13 protein-coding genes are annotated in these 17,642 nt (G+C 43.8%); 4 read left to right on the top strand and 9 right to left on the bottom strand.

Going from position 1 to position 17,642, the window contains the following annotated elements; translation table 11 throughout:
* Positions 1-274: 274 nt before the first annotated feature.
* The 5 genes from csaB to MKY84_RS04740 form a co-directional block, all read right to left on the bottom strand.
* Positions 275-1,354 (bottom strand): polysaccharide pyruvyl transferase CsaB, encoded by a 1,080-nt coding sequence (csaB, locus tag MKY84_RS04760; protein ID WP_342528140.1) that lies wholly within the window; start codon positions 1,352-1,354, stop codon positions 275-277.
* The gene (locus tag MKY84_RS04755) at positions 1,351-3,228 is read right to left on the bottom strand and encodes a DUF5693 family protein (protein WP_342528139.1); all 1,878 of its coding nucleotides are present in this window, start codon (positions 3,226-3,228) and stop codon (positions 1,351-1,353) included. Before MKY84_RS04755 ends, csaB begins: the two co-directional genes overlap by 4 nt.
* Before the next feature lie 14 nt (positions 3,229-3,242).
* Positions 3,243-4,805 carry a polysaccharide biosynthesis protein gene (locus tag MKY84_RS04750; RefSeq protein ID WP_342528138.1) on the bottom strand — a complete coding sequence of 521 codons (1,563 nt, stop codon included), beginning with the start codon at positions 4,803-4,805 and terminating at the stop codon, positions 3,243-3,245.
* A complete protein-coding gene (locus MKY84_RS04745; protein ID WP_342528137.1) occupies positions 4,802-5,539 on the bottom strand; it encodes a WecB/TagA/CpsF family glycosyltransferase in 738 nt (245 codons plus the stop codon). Before MKY84_RS04745 ends, MKY84_RS04750 begins: the two co-directional genes overlap by 4 nt.
* A 434-nt stretch (positions 5,540-5,973) precedes the next feature.
* Complete coding sequence (locus MKY84_RS04740; RefSeq protein ID WP_342528136.1) at positions 5,974-7,899, bottom strand: S-layer homology domain-containing protein; 1,926 nt, start codon at positions 7,897-7,899, stop codon at positions 5,974-5,976.
* A gap of 365 nt (positions 7,900-8,264) precedes the next feature.
* Between MKY84_RS04740 and MKY84_RS04735 the strand changes: the two genes are divergently transcribed.
* Together MKY84_RS04735 and MKY84_RS04730 are read left to right on the top strand one after the other, a co-directional pair.
* Positions 8,265-9,686, top strand: coding sequence for an N-acetylmuramoyl-L-alanine amidase (locus MKY84_RS04735; protein WP_342528135.1), 1,422 nt, complete (start codon positions 8,265-8,267; stop codon positions 9,684-9,686).
* A gap of 399 nt (positions 9,687-10,085) precedes the next feature.
* Positions 10,086-11,759 carry a S8 family serine peptidase gene (locus MKY84_RS04730; protein ID WP_342528134.1) on the top strand — a complete coding sequence of 558 codons (1,674 nt, stop codon included), beginning with the start codon at positions 10,086-10,088 and terminating at the stop codon, positions 11,757-11,759.
* 74 nt (positions 11,760-11,833) lie between these two features.
* Here the strand turns inward: MKY84_RS04730 and MKY84_RS04725 are convergent, their stop codons facing one another.
* The gene (locus tag MKY84_RS04725; RefSeq protein WP_342528133.1) at positions 11,834-12,901 is read right to left on the bottom strand and encodes a C40 family peptidase; all 1,068 of its coding nucleotides are present in this window, start codon (positions 12,899-12,901) and stop codon (positions 11,834-11,836) included.
* A gap of 307 nt (positions 12,902-13,208) precedes the next feature.
* Here MKY84_RS04725 and MKY84_RS04720 point away from each other — a divergent pair, with 307 nt between their 5' ends.
* Together MKY84_RS04720 and MKY84_RS04715 are read left to right on the top strand one after the other, a co-directional pair.
* On the top strand, positions 13,209-13,766 hold the full coding sequence (locus MKY84_RS04720) for an XRE family transcriptional regulator (RefSeq protein ID WP_342528132.1): 558 nt from the start codon (positions 13,209-13,211) through the stop codon (positions 13,764-13,766).
* A 29-nt stretch (positions 13,767-13,795) separates the two neighbouring features.
* Positions 13,796-13,996, top strand: a complete 201-nt coding sequence (locus MKY84_RS04715; RefSeq protein WP_342528131.1) for a hypothetical protein — start codon at positions 13,796-13,798, stop codon at positions 13,994-13,996.
* Positions 13,997-14,399: 403 nt separating this feature from the next.
* On the opposite strand, the gene MKY84_RS04710 is transcribed toward MKY84_RS04715, so the two are convergent.
* The 3 genes from MKY84_RS04710 to MKY84_RS04700 form a co-directional block, all read right to left on the bottom strand.
* Entirely contained in the window at positions 14,400-15,146 is a 747-nt protein-coding gene (locus MKY84_RS04710; protein ID WP_342528130.1) for a LysM peptidoglycan-binding domain-containing protein, read from the bottom strand.
* 281 nt (positions 15,147-15,427) lie between these two features.
* Positions 15,428-16,552: an NADH-dependent flavin oxidoreductase gene (locus MKY84_RS04705; protein ID WP_342528129.1), complete on the bottom strand. Its 1,125-nt coding sequence runs from the start codon at positions 16,550-16,552 to the stop codon at positions 15,428-15,430.
* 119 nt (positions 16,553-16,671) lie between these two features.
* On the bottom strand, positions 16,672-17,637 hold the full coding sequence (locus MKY84_RS04700) for a nuclease-related domain-containing protein (RefSeq protein ID WP_342528127.1): 966 nt from the start codon (positions 17,635-17,637) through the stop codon (positions 16,672-16,674).
* Between the last annotated feature and the right edge of the window lie 5 nt (positions 17,638-17,642).

The following is a 17,642-nucleotide window of genomic DNA, read 5'->3' as shown; positions in this document are numbered from 1 at the left end:
CAATCTCTGGCAGCGGAGTATTCTAATCTGCTACTCCTTTTTCACTTGATTCAGAAGACGAATCAGCTGGAGGTGGATGAAATTGTTGATAACAGAAAGACCGGTTTTTTGGTACTTACTTATTAGGAAATCAATCTCTGGCAGCGGAGTATTCTAATCTGCTGCTCCTTTTCATTTAATTTCAAAGACGAATCAGCTGGAGATACATGAAATTGTTGTTAGTAAAAAAAAAATCTCGGCAACCTATAAACTAGGCTGCCGAGATTTTTGCTGTTTAGTTCGAACGAATGAAATCGATAACCTGACGCGCAGTATCATTGGCACGCTGCTGATGCGGACGAACCGTATCCGACAAGTGCTGTGTGCGCTCCTTAAGGTTGCTAAGCTGTGCATTGGTTGCAGAATAGAGATCTTCTGCCGTCCAGTCGTTAGATTCGACATGCCCGAGGACAGGTTGGTCTGCAAGCTTCGCAAACGCATCGATTTTTGGATCGTAGGATAGTGCAATAAACGGTGTTCGTCCTGCAGCTGCAAAGATCAGTGCGTGAAGTCGCATACCGATCAGTAAATCTGCATCGCGGATGACCGCCATCTTGTTTTCGATTGACGCGTTAAATGGCGAGATGTGCACAAAACTCTGATGCTTCATCTGGTTGCGCAACGCTTGAGATGTTTCATCGTCGTGTTTGCCGTGCATCGGGACAAGGACAATCGTGTTTCCTTCTGCCGCCAAGCGGTCAAATGCTTCAGCAAGCTTTGGCATGAAGACATCACTTTGAGCCCATTCCCGAACAGAAACCGCAATAACACGTTTGATTTTCTTCACTTTGAATGGGTTGGCAAATCCACTTGGGTTTATGCCAAGAACCGGATCAGGAACTATAGAGATGTCTTTCTTGATCCCAATCTTCGTCAACAAGTCTTTTGAATCTTGGTCACGCACTGTGAGAATACTAGCACGCTTCAGCACTTGCTTCATCATCAGCTTGTTTTGGAGTTTGCTGACAGGTCCCATCCCTTGTGCATAAACGAAGAATGGCGTATCTGATGCTTTCGCCATTCCCATTACAGCAAGGTAATACGGAATCGTCTTCCAGCCAGTCTTGTCTTGCAACAGACTTCCCCCACCACTGATCAGTCCGTCTGCACTTTTCAACACTTCATAAACTTCTGGAAGCTTCCAACGGTTTACAGCTTCGACACCATAGGTCTTAGCCGTTTTTGACGGGTTGTTGGAAAGTACTGTGATGTCGATTGTTGGTTCTTCGTTTCGCAGTGCATGAATGATTGCGTAAAGGATGGCCTCATCTCCTACATTATCAAAGCCGTAATAGCCAGATAAAACTACTTTCATCGAACCCACCTCTTTCGTGCCCATTCGCGAAGAATGACTTTTTTCAAATATTCATAGATAACGATAAACACTAGACCAATCAAGAATCCAAGTACGACGCTATAGCCTGTGCGTAGTAAGGAAATCGATAACGGGATGTGTAAATGTGTGAAAGTGTTCATGATAGATAGTACCCCGATGACTGCTGGAATTAGTACATAAAAACTAGATTTAATATCTGTTTTTGCAATGTGGAACGCCAGGACAAGCAAAGGCAACCCAATTAAGAACTCTTTAGTGCGTGGTCGAACATAGAGAGTTTCTTCTAACCATAGACGGAATTGCAATTCGTATGGGATAACCATGCCTTCATTCCCACCTCGACCAATGTAGAACAAGATGATTCCGCCGAGGACTGCGATGACAACGATATGCCAATAGGCAATTACTGCTCTCAACAACTTCGGTAGGTTTTCCCATAAAGCGTAAAGCACTAAGAAGGCAATAGGTAGAATGTTGACAAGACTCACTCCGCGGAATTGGTCAATTCCTAAATAGAAGGCGTTACCGTTTAATAAAACTACTACGAACCATACACCGAGCAGTACAAGCGCAATAGATGCTGCGTAGGAACGCACTAAATACAATTTCTTCGTCGGATCTTTAGGTAGTAGAACGGCCGCTATTGGTGCTGCAATAGCTAAACCAAGAGCTAAAGCTTTCAAAATCATACCTTCTCCAGTAAATAAATATAAGATTGCTAATAGAGAAAGACCTGCGAGTGCTACATAAGTTAGTTTCCGGCGTTTGAATACTAGTTCAGCCACAAAACCAAGGAACGAAACGAGCCCAATCAGGCCAATAAGTTTCTGCCATAACGGAATTTCTACCTTATCAAATGTGACTGCTTGTCCCCGTGTGAAAGCATCAGGTAATTTTGATTCGAGACGCGTGTTAAAGGTTTCAAGAGTAGTCATAGCTTCTTCGTATTCTTCATCCGCCAAGTTAACAAATGCCATGCGAATATTTCGTTCTTTGAAAGCTCGCACATAAACTTCGACATCATCGACAATCGTAGTCGTTGTTACTTGTCGGCTGTGTAGACGAACTACGTTGAGGTCATTTTTGTAGGCTAATTGATCGAACCCAATTTGAGGTTCATCTAGGAATTCGATCCACCCCATTGTGTATCCAGCTTCTTTTAATTGTTCCCCAAACTTTTCATGCCCCTCATTCTTCAGACCAAAAGGCACAGATTTACCATTAAAGATGACCGTCTCTACACCATCTTGTTTAACAGCAATTAATTCTTCAATCATACGCTCTGTGACTTCCGGCTTAGCATGATCACCTAAACGAGGGATGACATTGAATCCAGCATCCAGGAGCGTATCAATTAGCTGTGTGTCGTAGCCAATCGGCAAGTTCATCAGTTCATTGAAATTTCCGGGTACGAATGTATAGATGGTATTGTTTACACGAATTGGTTGCGCTTCGCTGAAAACGTTGCGCGTGATATCTCCAAAAGAGGTCTCCCCATCGGAATAGATGAATATTCCATCTTTATCAAATGGGTGCTCCAGTTCTGGTAACTCGTTAAAAATAAGCAATTGCTTCATCAAAGAAACGCTCACTACGTTCAACATTCCACGTTGTTGGAGGCTACTTAATGTTTCCGCTTCGACAGCGACTGAATCAATTCCGTTGTCGAGCAATTGTTGATGGATTGCGTCGACGTCAAGTTCTGGATAATCGACTAGCCAGTTGTGGACGGTCGCATAAGGAATCGTCGTCTCAATAGTTTTGTTTTCTTCTTCCGTAACAACACGGCTATAAATAGAAGGAATCGTCAGCAGCATCGCCGCAATACAAATTCCAAGTAAAATCTTCTTCATGTGGGAAAGCACCCCTATTTCGTTTTAGTTAAGCGTTTGCCGATGACCGGCAAGGATTGGAGTAGTTCTGGGCTCAAGGCTTTTGTGACAAGTAAAATAGCAAAATAGAGAATTCCACCGATAATGGCTGCGACTGCTACATAGCCTAGAGCTACAAGTCGTCCTAGGTCTTCAAAGTCCATCCACTGCATAGGCAAGTAAATGACTGCTCCCATGATGACAGCTGCTACGATGACAAGCAGTTCGTTTTTCGTGAGCCATGGAATCGAGACGAATCGGCGAATGGCAATACCGTTCGCGACTGTAAGTAACACGTAAATGATCAAAGTCGAATACGCGGCTCCTGTAAGGCCATAGTTCGCAACGAGTGTTAGGTTTAAAACCCACTTCACTGCAACCGCTCCGACGATGAGCCATGCGGCAAGTTTCGCTTTGTCCATCCCTTGCAAAACACCTGTCCCAAGAATCGTGAGGGACGTAAATAGTGAGCTGAAGGAGATGATGGCAAGCACTTCATTTCCAGTCGTATCTGTGAACAAGCCTAAGTTTATCGGGGTTGTCAGCACCACCAGCCCTATTGCGGCAGGCACTGATAATAATGCCGTCAGGAAAAAGGTTTGGCTCACGAGACGTGTCGCTTCGGCCTTCTCCCCTTTTACAAGTTTAGCTGAAATGGTAGGGATGAGTGGCAAGATGACGGAGCTCGCAAAAACCGTCACAATCTGCACGATGGTCAAACCGCGACCGTAGATTCCGTATTGGTACGTAATGTTTTCGGTTGTTCCTAAGAAATTGGCTAGCGCTGTTGGAATCGTCAAGGAATCGACGAGGTTTAGTAACGCCATTGTAATCGCACCGAATGCAATCGGTAGCGAGAGTTTTAAGATTTGCTTCGAACGTTTAGTAAATTCCGCTGTGGAAAGTCGTGTTTCCGGGCGAATACGGACATCTGACTTTGCATAGAGGCTGAGTAAATAGATCAGTGACGCCAGTGCCCCGAAGAACGACCCTACCATTATGCCTCCTGCAATTGTTTCCGTCGCATAGTTGGCTCGCACTAAATAAAGCGCAATCGCAAGAATCAACCCTACGCGGACGAATTGTTCAATGACTTGTGAAATTGCTGTCGGATTCATCGACTGATGACCTTGGAAATAACCGCGGTAGACAGCCATGTAAGGCGCCACAAGTAATGTCGTCGCGACAATGACGAGTGCCAGACGTGTTTCTTGGCCTCCTAATTGTTCAGCTAGTGGTGCTGAGAACAGCCAGATCAATGAGAAGCTGACAATTCCAAAGACGATGGCGAGAATACGCGCGGTGCTGTAGATATGACGCACGGCAAGCGTGTCTTGTTCCGCACGAGCTTCTGCAATGAGTTTGGAGATAGCGATTGGAATTCCTGCCACCGACAGGATCAGCGCCACCATGTACACCGGATAGACCAGTGTGAAAATACCGAGCACTTCGTCGCCTGCAATGTTTTGAAGCGGCACTCGGAACAGGCTTCCTAATAGTTTAGAGATAAGTGCGGCCACAGATAAGATGACGGCACTTTTGAATAAGGTACTCTTCATTTCTTATGTTGGCCCCGTTTCCGGAGCATGACTAATGCAAATTGAGGCAGTACCAGCATGCGTTTCCAGCGTGACGGTTGCTTCACTAGGCGGTAGAACCACTCGAGGTTCATTTTCTGCCAAATTTCAGGTGCGCGTTGGACGTTGCCTGACAAGACGTCGAGACTTCCTCCCACACCGATGAAGATACCTTTAGTGAACTGGTCGAGGTGTTGATTGATCCATAGTTCTTGGCGCGGAAAACCTAGTGCTACGAACACAAAATCTGGTTGCGCGGCTTGAATACGAGCAGCAAGACTTGGGTCTTCCCAGTCGAAGAACCCGTGTTGCGTCCCTACTAGGTCGATGCCAGGAAAGTCCGTACGTACGCGTTCTGCCGCTTGGGCGTTAGTCGTTTCCGAAGCACCCAGTAAGAAGACTTTCAGCTTGCGGGCGTCGGCTTCTTTTAGTAGGTCCATCATGATGTCGTAGCCACTGACGCGTTCTGGGAGCGGTTGGCCGATGAGTTGAGCAGCTTTGACGATCCCGATGCCGTCTGCCGTGATGTAATCGGCGCGCTCGAGAATCGCTTTGTATTCGTTATCCACTTGCGCGTGCATAACGATTTCTGGATTAGCAGTGACGACGAATGTCTTTTGGTTCGTTTCGGTACGTTCGACTAGTGTGTCGATGAACGCACGGTGCGTTGTATGTATGAAGGGCACATCGAGGATGCGCACGGTTGTTTGTGTCATGGTTGAGCTCCTTTTGCTAGTGAAAAATTCTTATCTACTATACCATATTTCGCAATAAGATGCGGAACAGGCTTGCCCTGAAATTTTGGAAAATGGCGGCGTGGCCTATGAAGCGATTTTGCTTCATGGGACGCGTTGACATTTTACAGGGATTTCAAGCCTGTGTAGCTCGATTGCAATAAGATGCGGAACAGGCTTGCCAAATAAATGGTGGCTGAGCGGTCGTTCATGGGATGAAATCGTGATTTCTTGGACATATCGGGGATTTCATGAGATGAAATCGTGATTTATTCGACAAATCGACGTTTTCATAAGACGAAGTCGTTTATTGGAAACTAATTTTTCCTCACCACAAAAGTGTTCCCCCACCACCAACCCGCTCCCACTAGCAACAAAACACCGCAGCCAAGGCTGCGGTGTAGGACTTCCTTCTATTATCTTGCTAACGGCATAGCTTTCAATAAATCAGAGCGCACATAAGCATTCTGGAAAGCACGTTCTTCCGGTACAACTCGGTACCAGGATAGAGCGTTTGGAATCGTGATTGTTTCTTTGACGTTAACTGTCATACCATTTTCCGGTAGTGTATAAAGCGCAGCGAAGTTTACAGTCGCATCACGACGGAAGTTGACTGGGCTGCCTGCATTCGTCATGTACAGTTGCTCCTTGAAAATATCTTTTTTGCCAAGGTGAAGATCTGTGCGGTACATGTGACCCGCAATTTTTTCGCCCCAGTAAGGATCAGAAGCGTAACGGACGTTCATTCCCAGTCCTTTGTTACCCAGGAAAGATCCGTTGAAGAAGCTTCCGTTGACCGTCTGATAATTTTTCGTTACACGGTCAGCCGCATCTGCGATGGATTCTTTGAATGTGGCATATGTGTATGCCCCACGGTATGGATCCGAGTCCACTGCTCCGTAGCCAAATAAATTCTTTTTGTCTTGAGCAATCAAACTTGTTCCCCAACCACTTTCGTGGATTGCATGGCCCATTAAGTAAAGGGCATTAAGATTGTACTCTGCTTCGATTTCTTTTAATGCCGTACCGATACCAACTAGAGGACTTGTTGTCCAAAGCTTACCGGCTACTGTCTTATTGTAATGAGGGAACTTGTCGAGTAGGTACTTATCCAGTTCCTCTGCTGTGTAGTTCGTTGTAGAGCGCAAGTTCAGTTTGTTGAAGTATTGATGAGCTTCCGTTACGAATTTGCCATTCACGTCGGTGAATGTGAAACCGTCCCAGCTGTAATATCTTTCACCTGTTACGAATGCAGCTGGCGCAACACCTAGTTGGCCGGCGATTTCATAACGGCCTAGGCCGTAGTTATAGATATAGTGCAGCATGTGATCACCTGAACGAGCGAAATAGGCCTGCTCCGTAATCATTTCTTTTGGTATCAAGTTGATGCTTCCCGCATCAGCGTAGCTCACTTTATCGGCGAGTTCTACTTTTACATAAGTTTCTGTAGCGTCATGGTACTTAAGCTCAGTATGTTGCGTTACGTAAGGGCGGAATTGGCGCTCACGCTGCGTACCTGTCTTCCAGACAAGGTCTGTTCCTGGGAAGAGGTTCACAAACTTGTTAGAGACTGCAATACCGTTTTTGATCCATACGATGATGCCGTCGCGCTGAACGATTAGAGATGTTCCAGCTTGAGCATAGGTTTTTGCACGGTCAAACGTATCAAATTGACGAACGACTTCCGGTTGGCCGTCACGAATGGCTGCCACTTGGAATGCTTTTGGTTCTGCAGGGAAAATAATTTCTCGTCCATTTAACATCACTAGTGCCACCATCCAACGTGTTGAGGAATCTTTCGGATTAAAGAATCCAAGACCGTCTCCATTAATAACCCCGTGGAATGCCACAAATTTTACATCTTCTCTATAAGAAGGGTGAATTTTATCACTGTCTTTAAAAGTAAGCTCTGGAATTTCAAATCCTTCACTGATTACACCTTTAGCATGCATAGCACGAGCCACCATTGCGGCCATTTGTTCACGCGAGATTTGCTGATCGGGTTTAAATGTTCCATCCGGATAACCGGAAACAACTCCTGCATTCACTGCATCTGCTACCCACGCCGCATACCATTTTTCGACTGGTACGTCCGTGAATGCCAATTGCGAAACGGCTTGAGTTTGAACGCTTGGGACTACTTCTTCGCTTTGTAACTCAAAAGAAGCGACAACAAATTTAGCGAATTCGGCACGAGTAACAATGTTTTCTGGTTTGTAGGTTCCATCTGGATAACCTGCCATGATTTCTAACTCAATGAGCTCTCTCATTTGGTGCTCGTATTTATAACCTGTTAAATCGTCTGCGGCTGAAGCTGATAAGGTTCCGATCAAAAGTGACAAGATAGATATTAGTAGGAGTAAAGAACTCTTTCTTAGCATGTAGGAGTAAGCCTCGCTTTCAAATTAGTAGTCCGTTTAGGTCATGGGAAAGGGGTAATAATCTGTCACATGTACAACTTTATCCTATTTTTAACATCAGTTCTATGATTCTATTGAATCAAATTCTTATTAACGCTATTTTCGGTAGTAATGAACCATGTTACCCCCTTATAAATATATAGAACTACTTGTGGGTAGAATTACACCTACTTTAAAATTAATTTTAACCTATCTTTTATTTAAACGCCTACCTTTTTCTCATTTTTCAAGTAAATTGTTCAATTTGCAAATTTTCGTGCTACTATCAGTTTATCTTAAATCCCACCATGAAAGGAGCTTCTTTTTCAAGAATGCTTACACTTCAGAAATTTGCACTAGTTTTCACTTCTCTGCTCCTTGCTTTCACGGGCTTTTTCTCACTAACAACTTCAGTCTCGGCTTCGACTCCCTTCAGAGATATTTCATCATCCGATAGGGAAATCGTTTACTTATATCAAAACGGTTACATTTCAGGGACCTCTTCTACGACGTACAGCCCTACTATGGAAGTAACACGTGAACAAGCTGCTACAATGATCGGTCGTGTTTTAAAGTTAAACGGCACACAACGTTCTACTTCTTTTCCAGATGTAGACGCAACTAGCTACGCATCAGGTTATATCGAAAGCGCAGTACAGCGCGGCATCATCTCTGGTTATCCAGATGGCACATTCCAACCGAAAGCCACGATGACTCGTGGAGAAATGGCTCATCTGTTAAGCCGTGCATTTGGTTACACAACAACTTCACCAATCACATTTAAAGATGTTCCGCATAGCACTGCTGCCAACAGCCTTTATCTTGCGGTCAATAAAATTGCTACAAATGGTGTAGCTGCTGGAACTGGAAACGGCTTTTTCAGTCCTTCTAAAAATTTGAATCGTCGTGAGTTCGCTATGTTTGTAGCACGCGCTGTCAATTCAGACTTTAAAGTTTCTTTCGAAATTCCAGTACTCGATACATTGCAGTCCACTACTGATGGTTTAAACATTCGTTCAGGCCCAAGTACAAGCAGCAGCGTCATCGGTCGCATGAACAAAGGTGATCAGTTTAAGGTTTACAGCATCGCAAATGGCTGGGCTTACGGATCAATCGGTTCGGTTACTGGTTATGCAAGTACTTCTTATTTAATCAAAGTTCCTGCTGCAAGCTCAGAACGTATCATGGTAATCGATGCCGGACATGGCGGAAGTGATCCAGGAGCTGTTTACAACGGCTTGCAAGAAAAGAACGTCAACTTGAATGTAAGTTTGCGCGTGGAATCAAAACTAAAAGCTCGTGGCGTCACAGTGTTGATGACTCGTTCTACAGATGTTTTCCATAGTTTAGACTACCGTGCCGCTTATGGCGCACAAAATGGCGCAGATGCGTTTGTATCGATTCATGCGAATGCAATCAACAATTCAAGCGTCAGCGGCTCTGAGACGTTCTACTCGTCTTCTCTGGACCCACGCGCTGAACACAGCAAACAATTAGCAACATTTATTCAAAATCGTCTTTATAAAGCGATGGAGCACAACAATCGTGGCGTAAAGGATGCAGATTTCCAAGTTATCGCAAACAACCCACTTCCCGCAGCACTAGTTGAGCTTGGTTTCCTCACGAACTCTTCTGACGCTTGGAAGCTTGGCAACGCGACTTACCAAGACCGTGCCGCTCAAGCAATTGCGGACGGGATTATCGATTATTACAACTGGCGTGATAAGTAAGTAGATGTGAAGCAAACTCGTTCTGAAACTGCTTCAATAAAAGAAAAAACAGTAATTTCTCTTGATTCATGAGAAATTACTGTTTTTTTTCGTTTATGCTGAGTTCCATTCCGGGGCTGCGTTCCGTGGGCGCGTCGTGAGTCTCCTCGTCGCAAGCTCCTGCGGGGCCTCACGTTACTACTTTTGATCTCACTGGAGTCAGCCCCTACATTCCACTCAACTCTCCAAAATTTCAGCTTCTATTTATATGTTTGGTACCAACCTAATTTTGAGTGAAGTTCCACTCTAAACATCCTACGACACTATTTTCTATATTTCGACGTTTTTCTAGGTTCTAACCTCTTTTAATTAGGGTATTACTATATAATAAAAGAAACTGCTTGCAGGAGGTCCGCTACCATGAAACATTCACTCACCCTTTCCCTACTGATCGCTCTCACCGGTCTCTCCACGACGGCGTTTGCTGCCCCTGCCGAAACAACCGAACCCGAGAAAGTTTTTATTTCATTCGATGAGGAAATCGATTACACCTACCTTGAGACAATCGGAGCGACTGTTACCACAGAACTTCCCGCGATTTCTACTGTAATCGCTTCCATCGACCCAGAGAACACATCATCTATCTTCCAAACTGCTACAGACGAAGTGGCTATCACCCCCTACCCAGAGGATGACCTTTTCTATTTAGCTGCCGAAACACCCAGTTGGGGATATGAACCCGTTCTAGCGGGTCGCGCGTACACTCTAGGATATCGTGGTAACGGGATTAAGGTCGGCGTAATCGATTCGGGGATCAACGGACTTCATCCAGACCTTCGTGTAAAAGGTGGCACTAGCTTCGTCAACGGTTCCCACCTGAGCGATTTCACAGGGCATGGCACACACGTCGCGGGAATTATTGCAGCACAAGCCAATACGATTGGCGTACGTGGTGTTGCACCGGCTGTTGACCTCTATTCAATTCGAGTTTTTGGGGAAAGCGGGATTGCAACCAATGATAACGTTTTGGAAGGCATACAATGGGCAATAGACAATGAAATGCAAGTGATTAATATGAGTTTTGTAAATGGCGGGGATATCCCTAAATTGCGCGAAATATTACAAGTAGCTCATGAAAAAGGCATAATTTTAGTTGCAGCATCAGGAAATGGCTGGGATACGCAAAAAATTATCCCCTCAGACGTTCAGTATCCAGCTAAATATCCATTTGTTATGGCCGTTGGATCTATAGGTAAGAACGAATCAATCTATTACAGTTCATTTAGAGGGCCTTCTCAAGAATTTGTAGCGCCTGGAGAAAAGATTTATTCTACCTTTTCTGACCGCCTGACAACTACAGATGCTGATTACAAAGAAGATACTGGCACTTCCATGGCAACACCATTTGTAACAGGGATTGCCGCACAATACTTACAGGCTTACCCCCACCTGACACCTGCTCAAATTCGATTGGCTATGCAACGCAATGCTAAGGATTTAGGTGCAGCAGGTCGTGATGCAACATACGGCTATGGCTTGATTCAATCGATTAAAGAACCAGCGGGGCTTTATCCGGATACAAAATCTGGAGCTTGGTATTCTGAAGCGATTGAAAGAGGCTTTGAAGAAAAAATTATTTCCGGATTCCCAGATGGTACGTTTCGACCTAGCGGGTTTTTGACTAGAGCGGAAGCAGTATCCCTACTTAGTCGGGCATTAAATTGGCCAACGACGAGTACCACTTCCTATTTTAGAGATGTACCCACGGAATCATTTGCATTTCCCGCCATCGGATATGCTTATGAACAACAGATCATCACTGGCGTGAGTTCTACACGGTTTGTACCGCAATCTTCTGTAACGCGTGGCGATCTTGCGTTAATGCTTCACAAGGCCTTACAACTACCTGTAGTGGCTTCACAGTCGTTTCCGGATGTAGACTCGAATGCGCACTACGCAGAAGCTGTACAAGTGATGGTAGCCAATGAAATTATCGTCGGATATCCAGAGGATCAGACATTCCGCCCTAAACAACCTGTCACACGTGCCGAGTTTACATCTATGATTTTTCGAGCTCTTTACGAAGAAAAATAGCAATTAATTTTGAGTTTCTTCCTATTATATATACAAAAAAAGGACTGGCAGTTAGCCAGTCCTTTTACTTATGATTATTTCACTACGTTGTAAACGAATTGTGCAAATTCAGCACGAGTTGCGTTTGCATTTGGCTTGAATGTACCATCTTGGTAACCACTTGCTACTTCAGCAGATGCTACTTTGATGATGTTTGACTTAGCCCAGTGACCATCGATATCTGAGAATGATACGTTTGATGTAGACGCCGTTAATGTATAAGCGCGTGTTAGAAGTGCTGTAATTTCAGCACGTGTAATTTTTGCTTTTGGAGCGTAGCCATTTTCACGACCACCTACGATACCTTTTTGGTGCAATGCGTTGATATAACCTGATGCCCAGTGAGATGTTGGAACGTCTTTAAAGCTTGATCCAGCGACTGGCTTAAGGCCAAGTGATTTAGCAACCATTACTGCTGCTTCAGCACGTGATACGTCGTTTTTCGGAAGGAATTCAGAACCATCGTATCCAGAAACGATACCTGCATGGCTTAAATCTGTGATAGCTGCTTTTGCCCAATGGCTATTGCTAACATCGTAGTACTGACCAGTTGGTAGGTCAGGACGTGGTGCTGGCTTTGGAGCTGGTGCCGGTTTTGGAGCTGGGTTTGAAACTTGTGTAGTACCAGATGTTACTCCAGGTACTCGTTTTGCCCCAACATAACGTGGCGCCCAGTAAGAGTTTGTGTTTAAGTTTTCTATAGCAATACCTTTAGAGTTAGTTGCTGAAATGAATCCGCCGTTTCCAACGTAAATTCCAACGTGTCCAACACTGCTGCTTCCTGCTGTAAAGCTGAAGAAGACAAGGTCACCTTTTTGTAAGTTTGATTTCGATACGGCTGTACCGACTCCATATTGACCACCTGATGTACGTGGTAAGTTAAATCCGAATTTTTGGTTAAATACATATGTAGTATAACCTGAGCAATCGAATCCTGACGGTGTATTACCCGCCCATTTATAAGGTACTCCGATAAATTGTTTTGCATAGTTTACAATTTCATCTTGAGTTGCTGTTCCACTGGCTTCTGCTGTGTTCGACATAAATGGTGTAGCTGTAAAAAGTAGTACAGCAATTATCATCCATACAATTCGCTTCTTCAAGTTGGTCACCTCATAAGTTTTGTGATTCTCGATGCTGATCAGGCATTGAATCTTAATTTGTTTGAATTTTTCCTACAAGCTCAATATTAGCAGATAGGTATTCATTTTATGGTTACAGTTATATTACAGTTACGTTACAAATGAAGAAAATGCGTTTATTTCTATGAAATCGGGTTATTAACGCTAGTTTGGCTAAATTATTAGATAGACTCTTAAATTGTAACTATTAATTAAATTTGAATATTGTATATTTTTAGAATTTATAAGACAATGGAAGGAGAAAAATTTAATTCGAGAGGTGAAGTAGTTGGAATTTCCAAAAGTTGAGATAGGTCGTCGTATTCGAATGTTACGCAGAGAGTTAGGCATCACATCTGAAGAGCTCGCCAAACGTGCCGGCGTGAGCCAAAGTATGGTTTCGCAAATTGAACGCGGGTTGGTCTCCCCTTCCCTTGAAACATTGTGGAATTTGGCCAACAGCTTGAACGTCCAGATTTTTGCTTTCTTCGATCAAACCGATGGAGAACGCGTCAATATCTACCGCAAAGAAGACGATTTAATTGTTAAACGTATTCGCCCGAACAGCGAATATCATTTATTGTCCCCAAGTATCGGAAAAGATATCGGTTTCTTCAAGCTTGTTGTCGATCCTGGTGAATCTATCGAAGACCAAATCATTCAGCACAAAGGTGAAGAATGCGGGTATGTGTTAGAAGGTACATTGATTGTAGAAGTCGGCCCCGACCGTTATGAATTAGTGGAAGGTGACGCCATCTTCTTTGACAGCGAACTTCCCCACCGGTTCTTTAATGCCGGCGACAAGCCGGCGATAGCCATTTGGGCAATGACGGCTGCTTGGAGATAGGCTAGGCTACATAGGAAGGTGACCCACAGGTGCAGATTTTGCGCTTGTGGGTTTTTTTGAGGGTCTTGGCTGGGTTGAGGCTGGCGGATGGAAAGGTGATGAGCGATTTTTGTGCTGTGATGAGCGATTTTCGTGCTGTGATGATTGAAATTCTTATTCTGATGAGCGAAAACACGATTCTGATGATGGCATTTAAACATGATGAGCGATTTTCGTGCTGTGATGATTGAAATTCTTGTTCTGATGAGCGAAAACACGATTCTAATGATGGCATTTAAACGTGATGAGCGATTTTCGTGCTGTGATGATTGAAATTCTTGTTCTGATGAGCGAAAACACGATTCTGATGATGGCATTTAAAAGTGATGAGCGATTTTTGTGCTGTGATGATTGAAATTCTTGTTCTGATGAGCGAAAACACGATTCTGATGATGGCATTCAATCTGGATAAGATCGAAATCCGCTTCCACCCCATGAAAACTGCCTCCCACCCCCTAAAAATTCAAAATCCAAGATCTTTTTAAAGTCACAAAACCCTTTCTAACAAAAAAATTAAGTCATAAACCCTTTCTAGCAAGAGAGGAAGACAAAAAAATCCCGCTAGCCTATTCGGTGGCTAACGGGATTCTATGATTATTTTAAGATTTTGATAGTAACGGTTTTGCGACCCCAGTTAAGAGCGTCTTGTTGGTTCGGGATAAAGACATCAATTTTGTTGCCTTTGATTGCGCCGCCAGTGTCTCCAGCGATTGCTTCTCCGTAACCTTCAACCCATACGCGAGACCCTAGTGGAATCACTTTTGGATCTACTGCGATTACTTTAAGATGTGGATTTGCACGCAGGTCGATACCTGTTGCTGTTACTCCAGAACATCCTGTGCAATAAGCTGTGTAAGCTGTTGCTTCAACTTTGAAAGTTTGTGCTGCTTCAGGAGATGTTTGTTTTGCTGGTGTTGGGTTGCTCACTGGTGTTGTGTAGCTTCCGCCCTTCACTGCTAAAACTTGTCCTGGGAAGATAAGGTCAGAAGAAAGACCGTTCCATCCTTTTAAGTCAGCTACTGTTACACCGTAGTTTACCGAGATGCGGTAAAGTGTGTCACCAGACTTAACTTTGTAAGACGATGTTTCTGTCTTAGCTGGTTTTTGAGCAGGAGCAGTTGCTGTTCCTTCAACGCTCAATTTTTGGTTCGGGAAGATCAAATCCGAAGATAGGCTGTTCCACGATTTTAGTTGTTGAACTGATACATTATATGTTTGAGAAATTGACCATAGTGTGTCTCCGCTTTTAATTGTGTAAGTTTCTTCTGCTGCTGATGCTGATGTCGCGGCTCCGAATAGTAGGCCTGCGAAAGCGGTTAGTGCAACGATTTGTTTTTTCATAGTATGAATTTCCTCCTTTTCACTAACGAGATTAATCTTACCACGTTACTATTTCAGTAGATTAACAGGAATGTTTCAATAAACTTTCAATTCACTCCATATTTTGTGAGCTATTGGTCATAGTCATTACGAATGTTACAGTAGCGTTACAGAATACTAGTTTTCGAGAGTCGATTTAATGTTTTGTAATAGTTTACGAGGGTAAAGATGGTAATTTGTTCCGGTTAGGGTATTTTCCCCATAAAAAAAGACAAGCGAAGAATCGCCTGCCTCATTACAATTTATCGCTTGTCAGTTGATTGTTTTACCGGAAACCAGCCTGTTACGGAGAGTATTTTTTCCCAAAGTTGGTCGGGAATGTCGAGTGCATCTTGGTTTGTTGGATCGATTTCAGTAAGCAACAAGTCTTCTTGACCGTCAACTAGTTTTGGATACCACTCTGGATCTGTAACAATTGATCGCCCGATGGCAAACAACTCTGCGTATCCCGATGAAGCCGCTTGATCGATTTCCTGTTTAGTGTTCAAAGAGCCGACCCCAACTAAAGGCGTTCGTCCATTAATAACTTTCGCAAAATGCTCGATACGAGATGTTCCTTCCTCGTCCGAATAAGAGGCATCGAAGAATTGCCCCAATGAAATATGCAGATAATCAAGATTTTCGTCTGCTAGTTTGTCGATCAATTGCAGCTTTTCTTCTATAGTAAAGCCTGGATTGGTGTTCTCTTCTGGTGAGAAGCGGTAGCCGATAATAAAGTTGTCAGTAGCAAGCTCCGCCACGACTCGCTTTACTTCCGCAGTTACGGCAAGCGAGAATGCGGCGCGGTCTTGTCCCCATTTGTCATCGCGACGGTTGGAGTGCGGAGAAAAGAATTGATGAATCAGATACGTGTTGGCACCATGAATCTCGACGCCATCAAAGCCCGCTTCGATTGCACGGCGAGTTGCTTCCCCAAATGCACGAATCGTTTCTTCGATTTCATCAGATGTTAGTTCACGAGGTGTTTCAGCCCCATCGCGAGGATACGCTACTGCGCTGGCCGACACAGGGGTTCCCCCATTCAATACGCGGCTATTGGACTGCCGACCTGCATGGAAAATCTGCAAAATAGCCGTGCTGCCATTGTCTTTAATTGCTGAAGCAATTCGCTTCAAGCTAGGCAGTCGGTCGTCTGACTCAGCCCCGATGGAGTAAATAAACCCAGCTCCTTGCGGTTGGATGTAAGCACAAGCCGTGATTACAGCGCCGATACCACTCTTTGCGCGGCGAGCATAATAAGCAATTTCTTGATCCGATGCGTCCCCATTCGTTTCAGACGAATACGTCGTCATAGGCGCCATCATAATGCGGTTTTTAAGAGTAGCCCCGTTAGGAAGCGTCAGAGGTTGTTGCCAAATTTCAGTCATGTTTGTCTCTCCTTCATTGCTGTCGTTTAGTTTAGCGTACTGAAGTGTGGGGTTCAGTTCAAGTGAAGTGACTCGGAAATTTAGCGGGACGAAGGAGTTTTAGGTCTTAAGTATAATTGTTAGCTAGTTCCATTTCCTATTGAACTAATCTGTAACATTAAGGTTTTCCGTGCGCGATACAGGGTCTGTTGACTTTTTATACCCAACCATTTGCGTAACTCTTTTGATTTTTCAAGCTCAGAGCTGAACTGTAATAAGTGCTTCAAAGTACGCGGAAGTGGATTTCTCTCAACACTTCCACACTTCCCACATTTCCAATTACGTGTTTGCTGAATTAATCTACCTGTGCATTCTTGGCAAAAGACACCCTTTTTTAAAGTAGCAAGGTCTAGACCTTGTTTTAAACATATGTCTTCGTAAAGAAATGGCGTTTGGAAACTATGCAACTGATTCACTAATTGTTTCAGTTGACGCTTATTGAGGACAGACGGTAATCGACTAAGTTCTAATATATGAGCTTCTAGTTGTTTCGGAAATAGGATAGTGCAGCGTTTGTCTGAAGTTACAATTTCACAGCTTTTATTCGCAAAGACCAATGCTCTATGAACAGGGATGGGTAAATCGAGCTTGCGTAACATCAGTAATAAAGCATAATGATTGCGCTGAATTTGCGTGAAGGGGCAATCAAAATAGGACTCTTTTTCGTCATAAGTTCGCTTCATTCTACTAGGGTTTTGTAAAAATTCAATCTTACCTCGGATATTTTTAATTTCAATATGAAGGATAAATTTTGAAGTGATGATAAGTGTATCGATTTGTGTGTAGCGCTTTTGTGAGATTCGCGCATGGAAATTGGGGATAATAGTGTAGGGTTCAGGAAGTAATATTCCTGTAAGGATTTCATCGATCCGCACTTCGCCATAGTGGCCGGACAGAATTGTTAACATTTGATTAGTGATTTCACGACTTTTCTCATGCAATGTATCTGGTAAACGTTTTTGCAGATCCTTCAAAGTTTCAAGTTCTGGTGGAATTGATCTCGTTATGTGAGGATTCGACCACTTGATAGGTATGGGTTTCGTCATTTAAT

The sequence above is a fragment of the Chryseomicrobium sp. FSL W7-1435 genome, from assembly GCF_038595005.1.
Lineage (GTDB): Bacteria > Bacillota > Bacilli > Bacillales_A > Planococcaceae > Chryseomicrobium.
The sequence above is the reverse complement of the archived record's forward strand: the minus strand, read 5'-3'. Positions and strand labels throughout refer to the sequence as shown.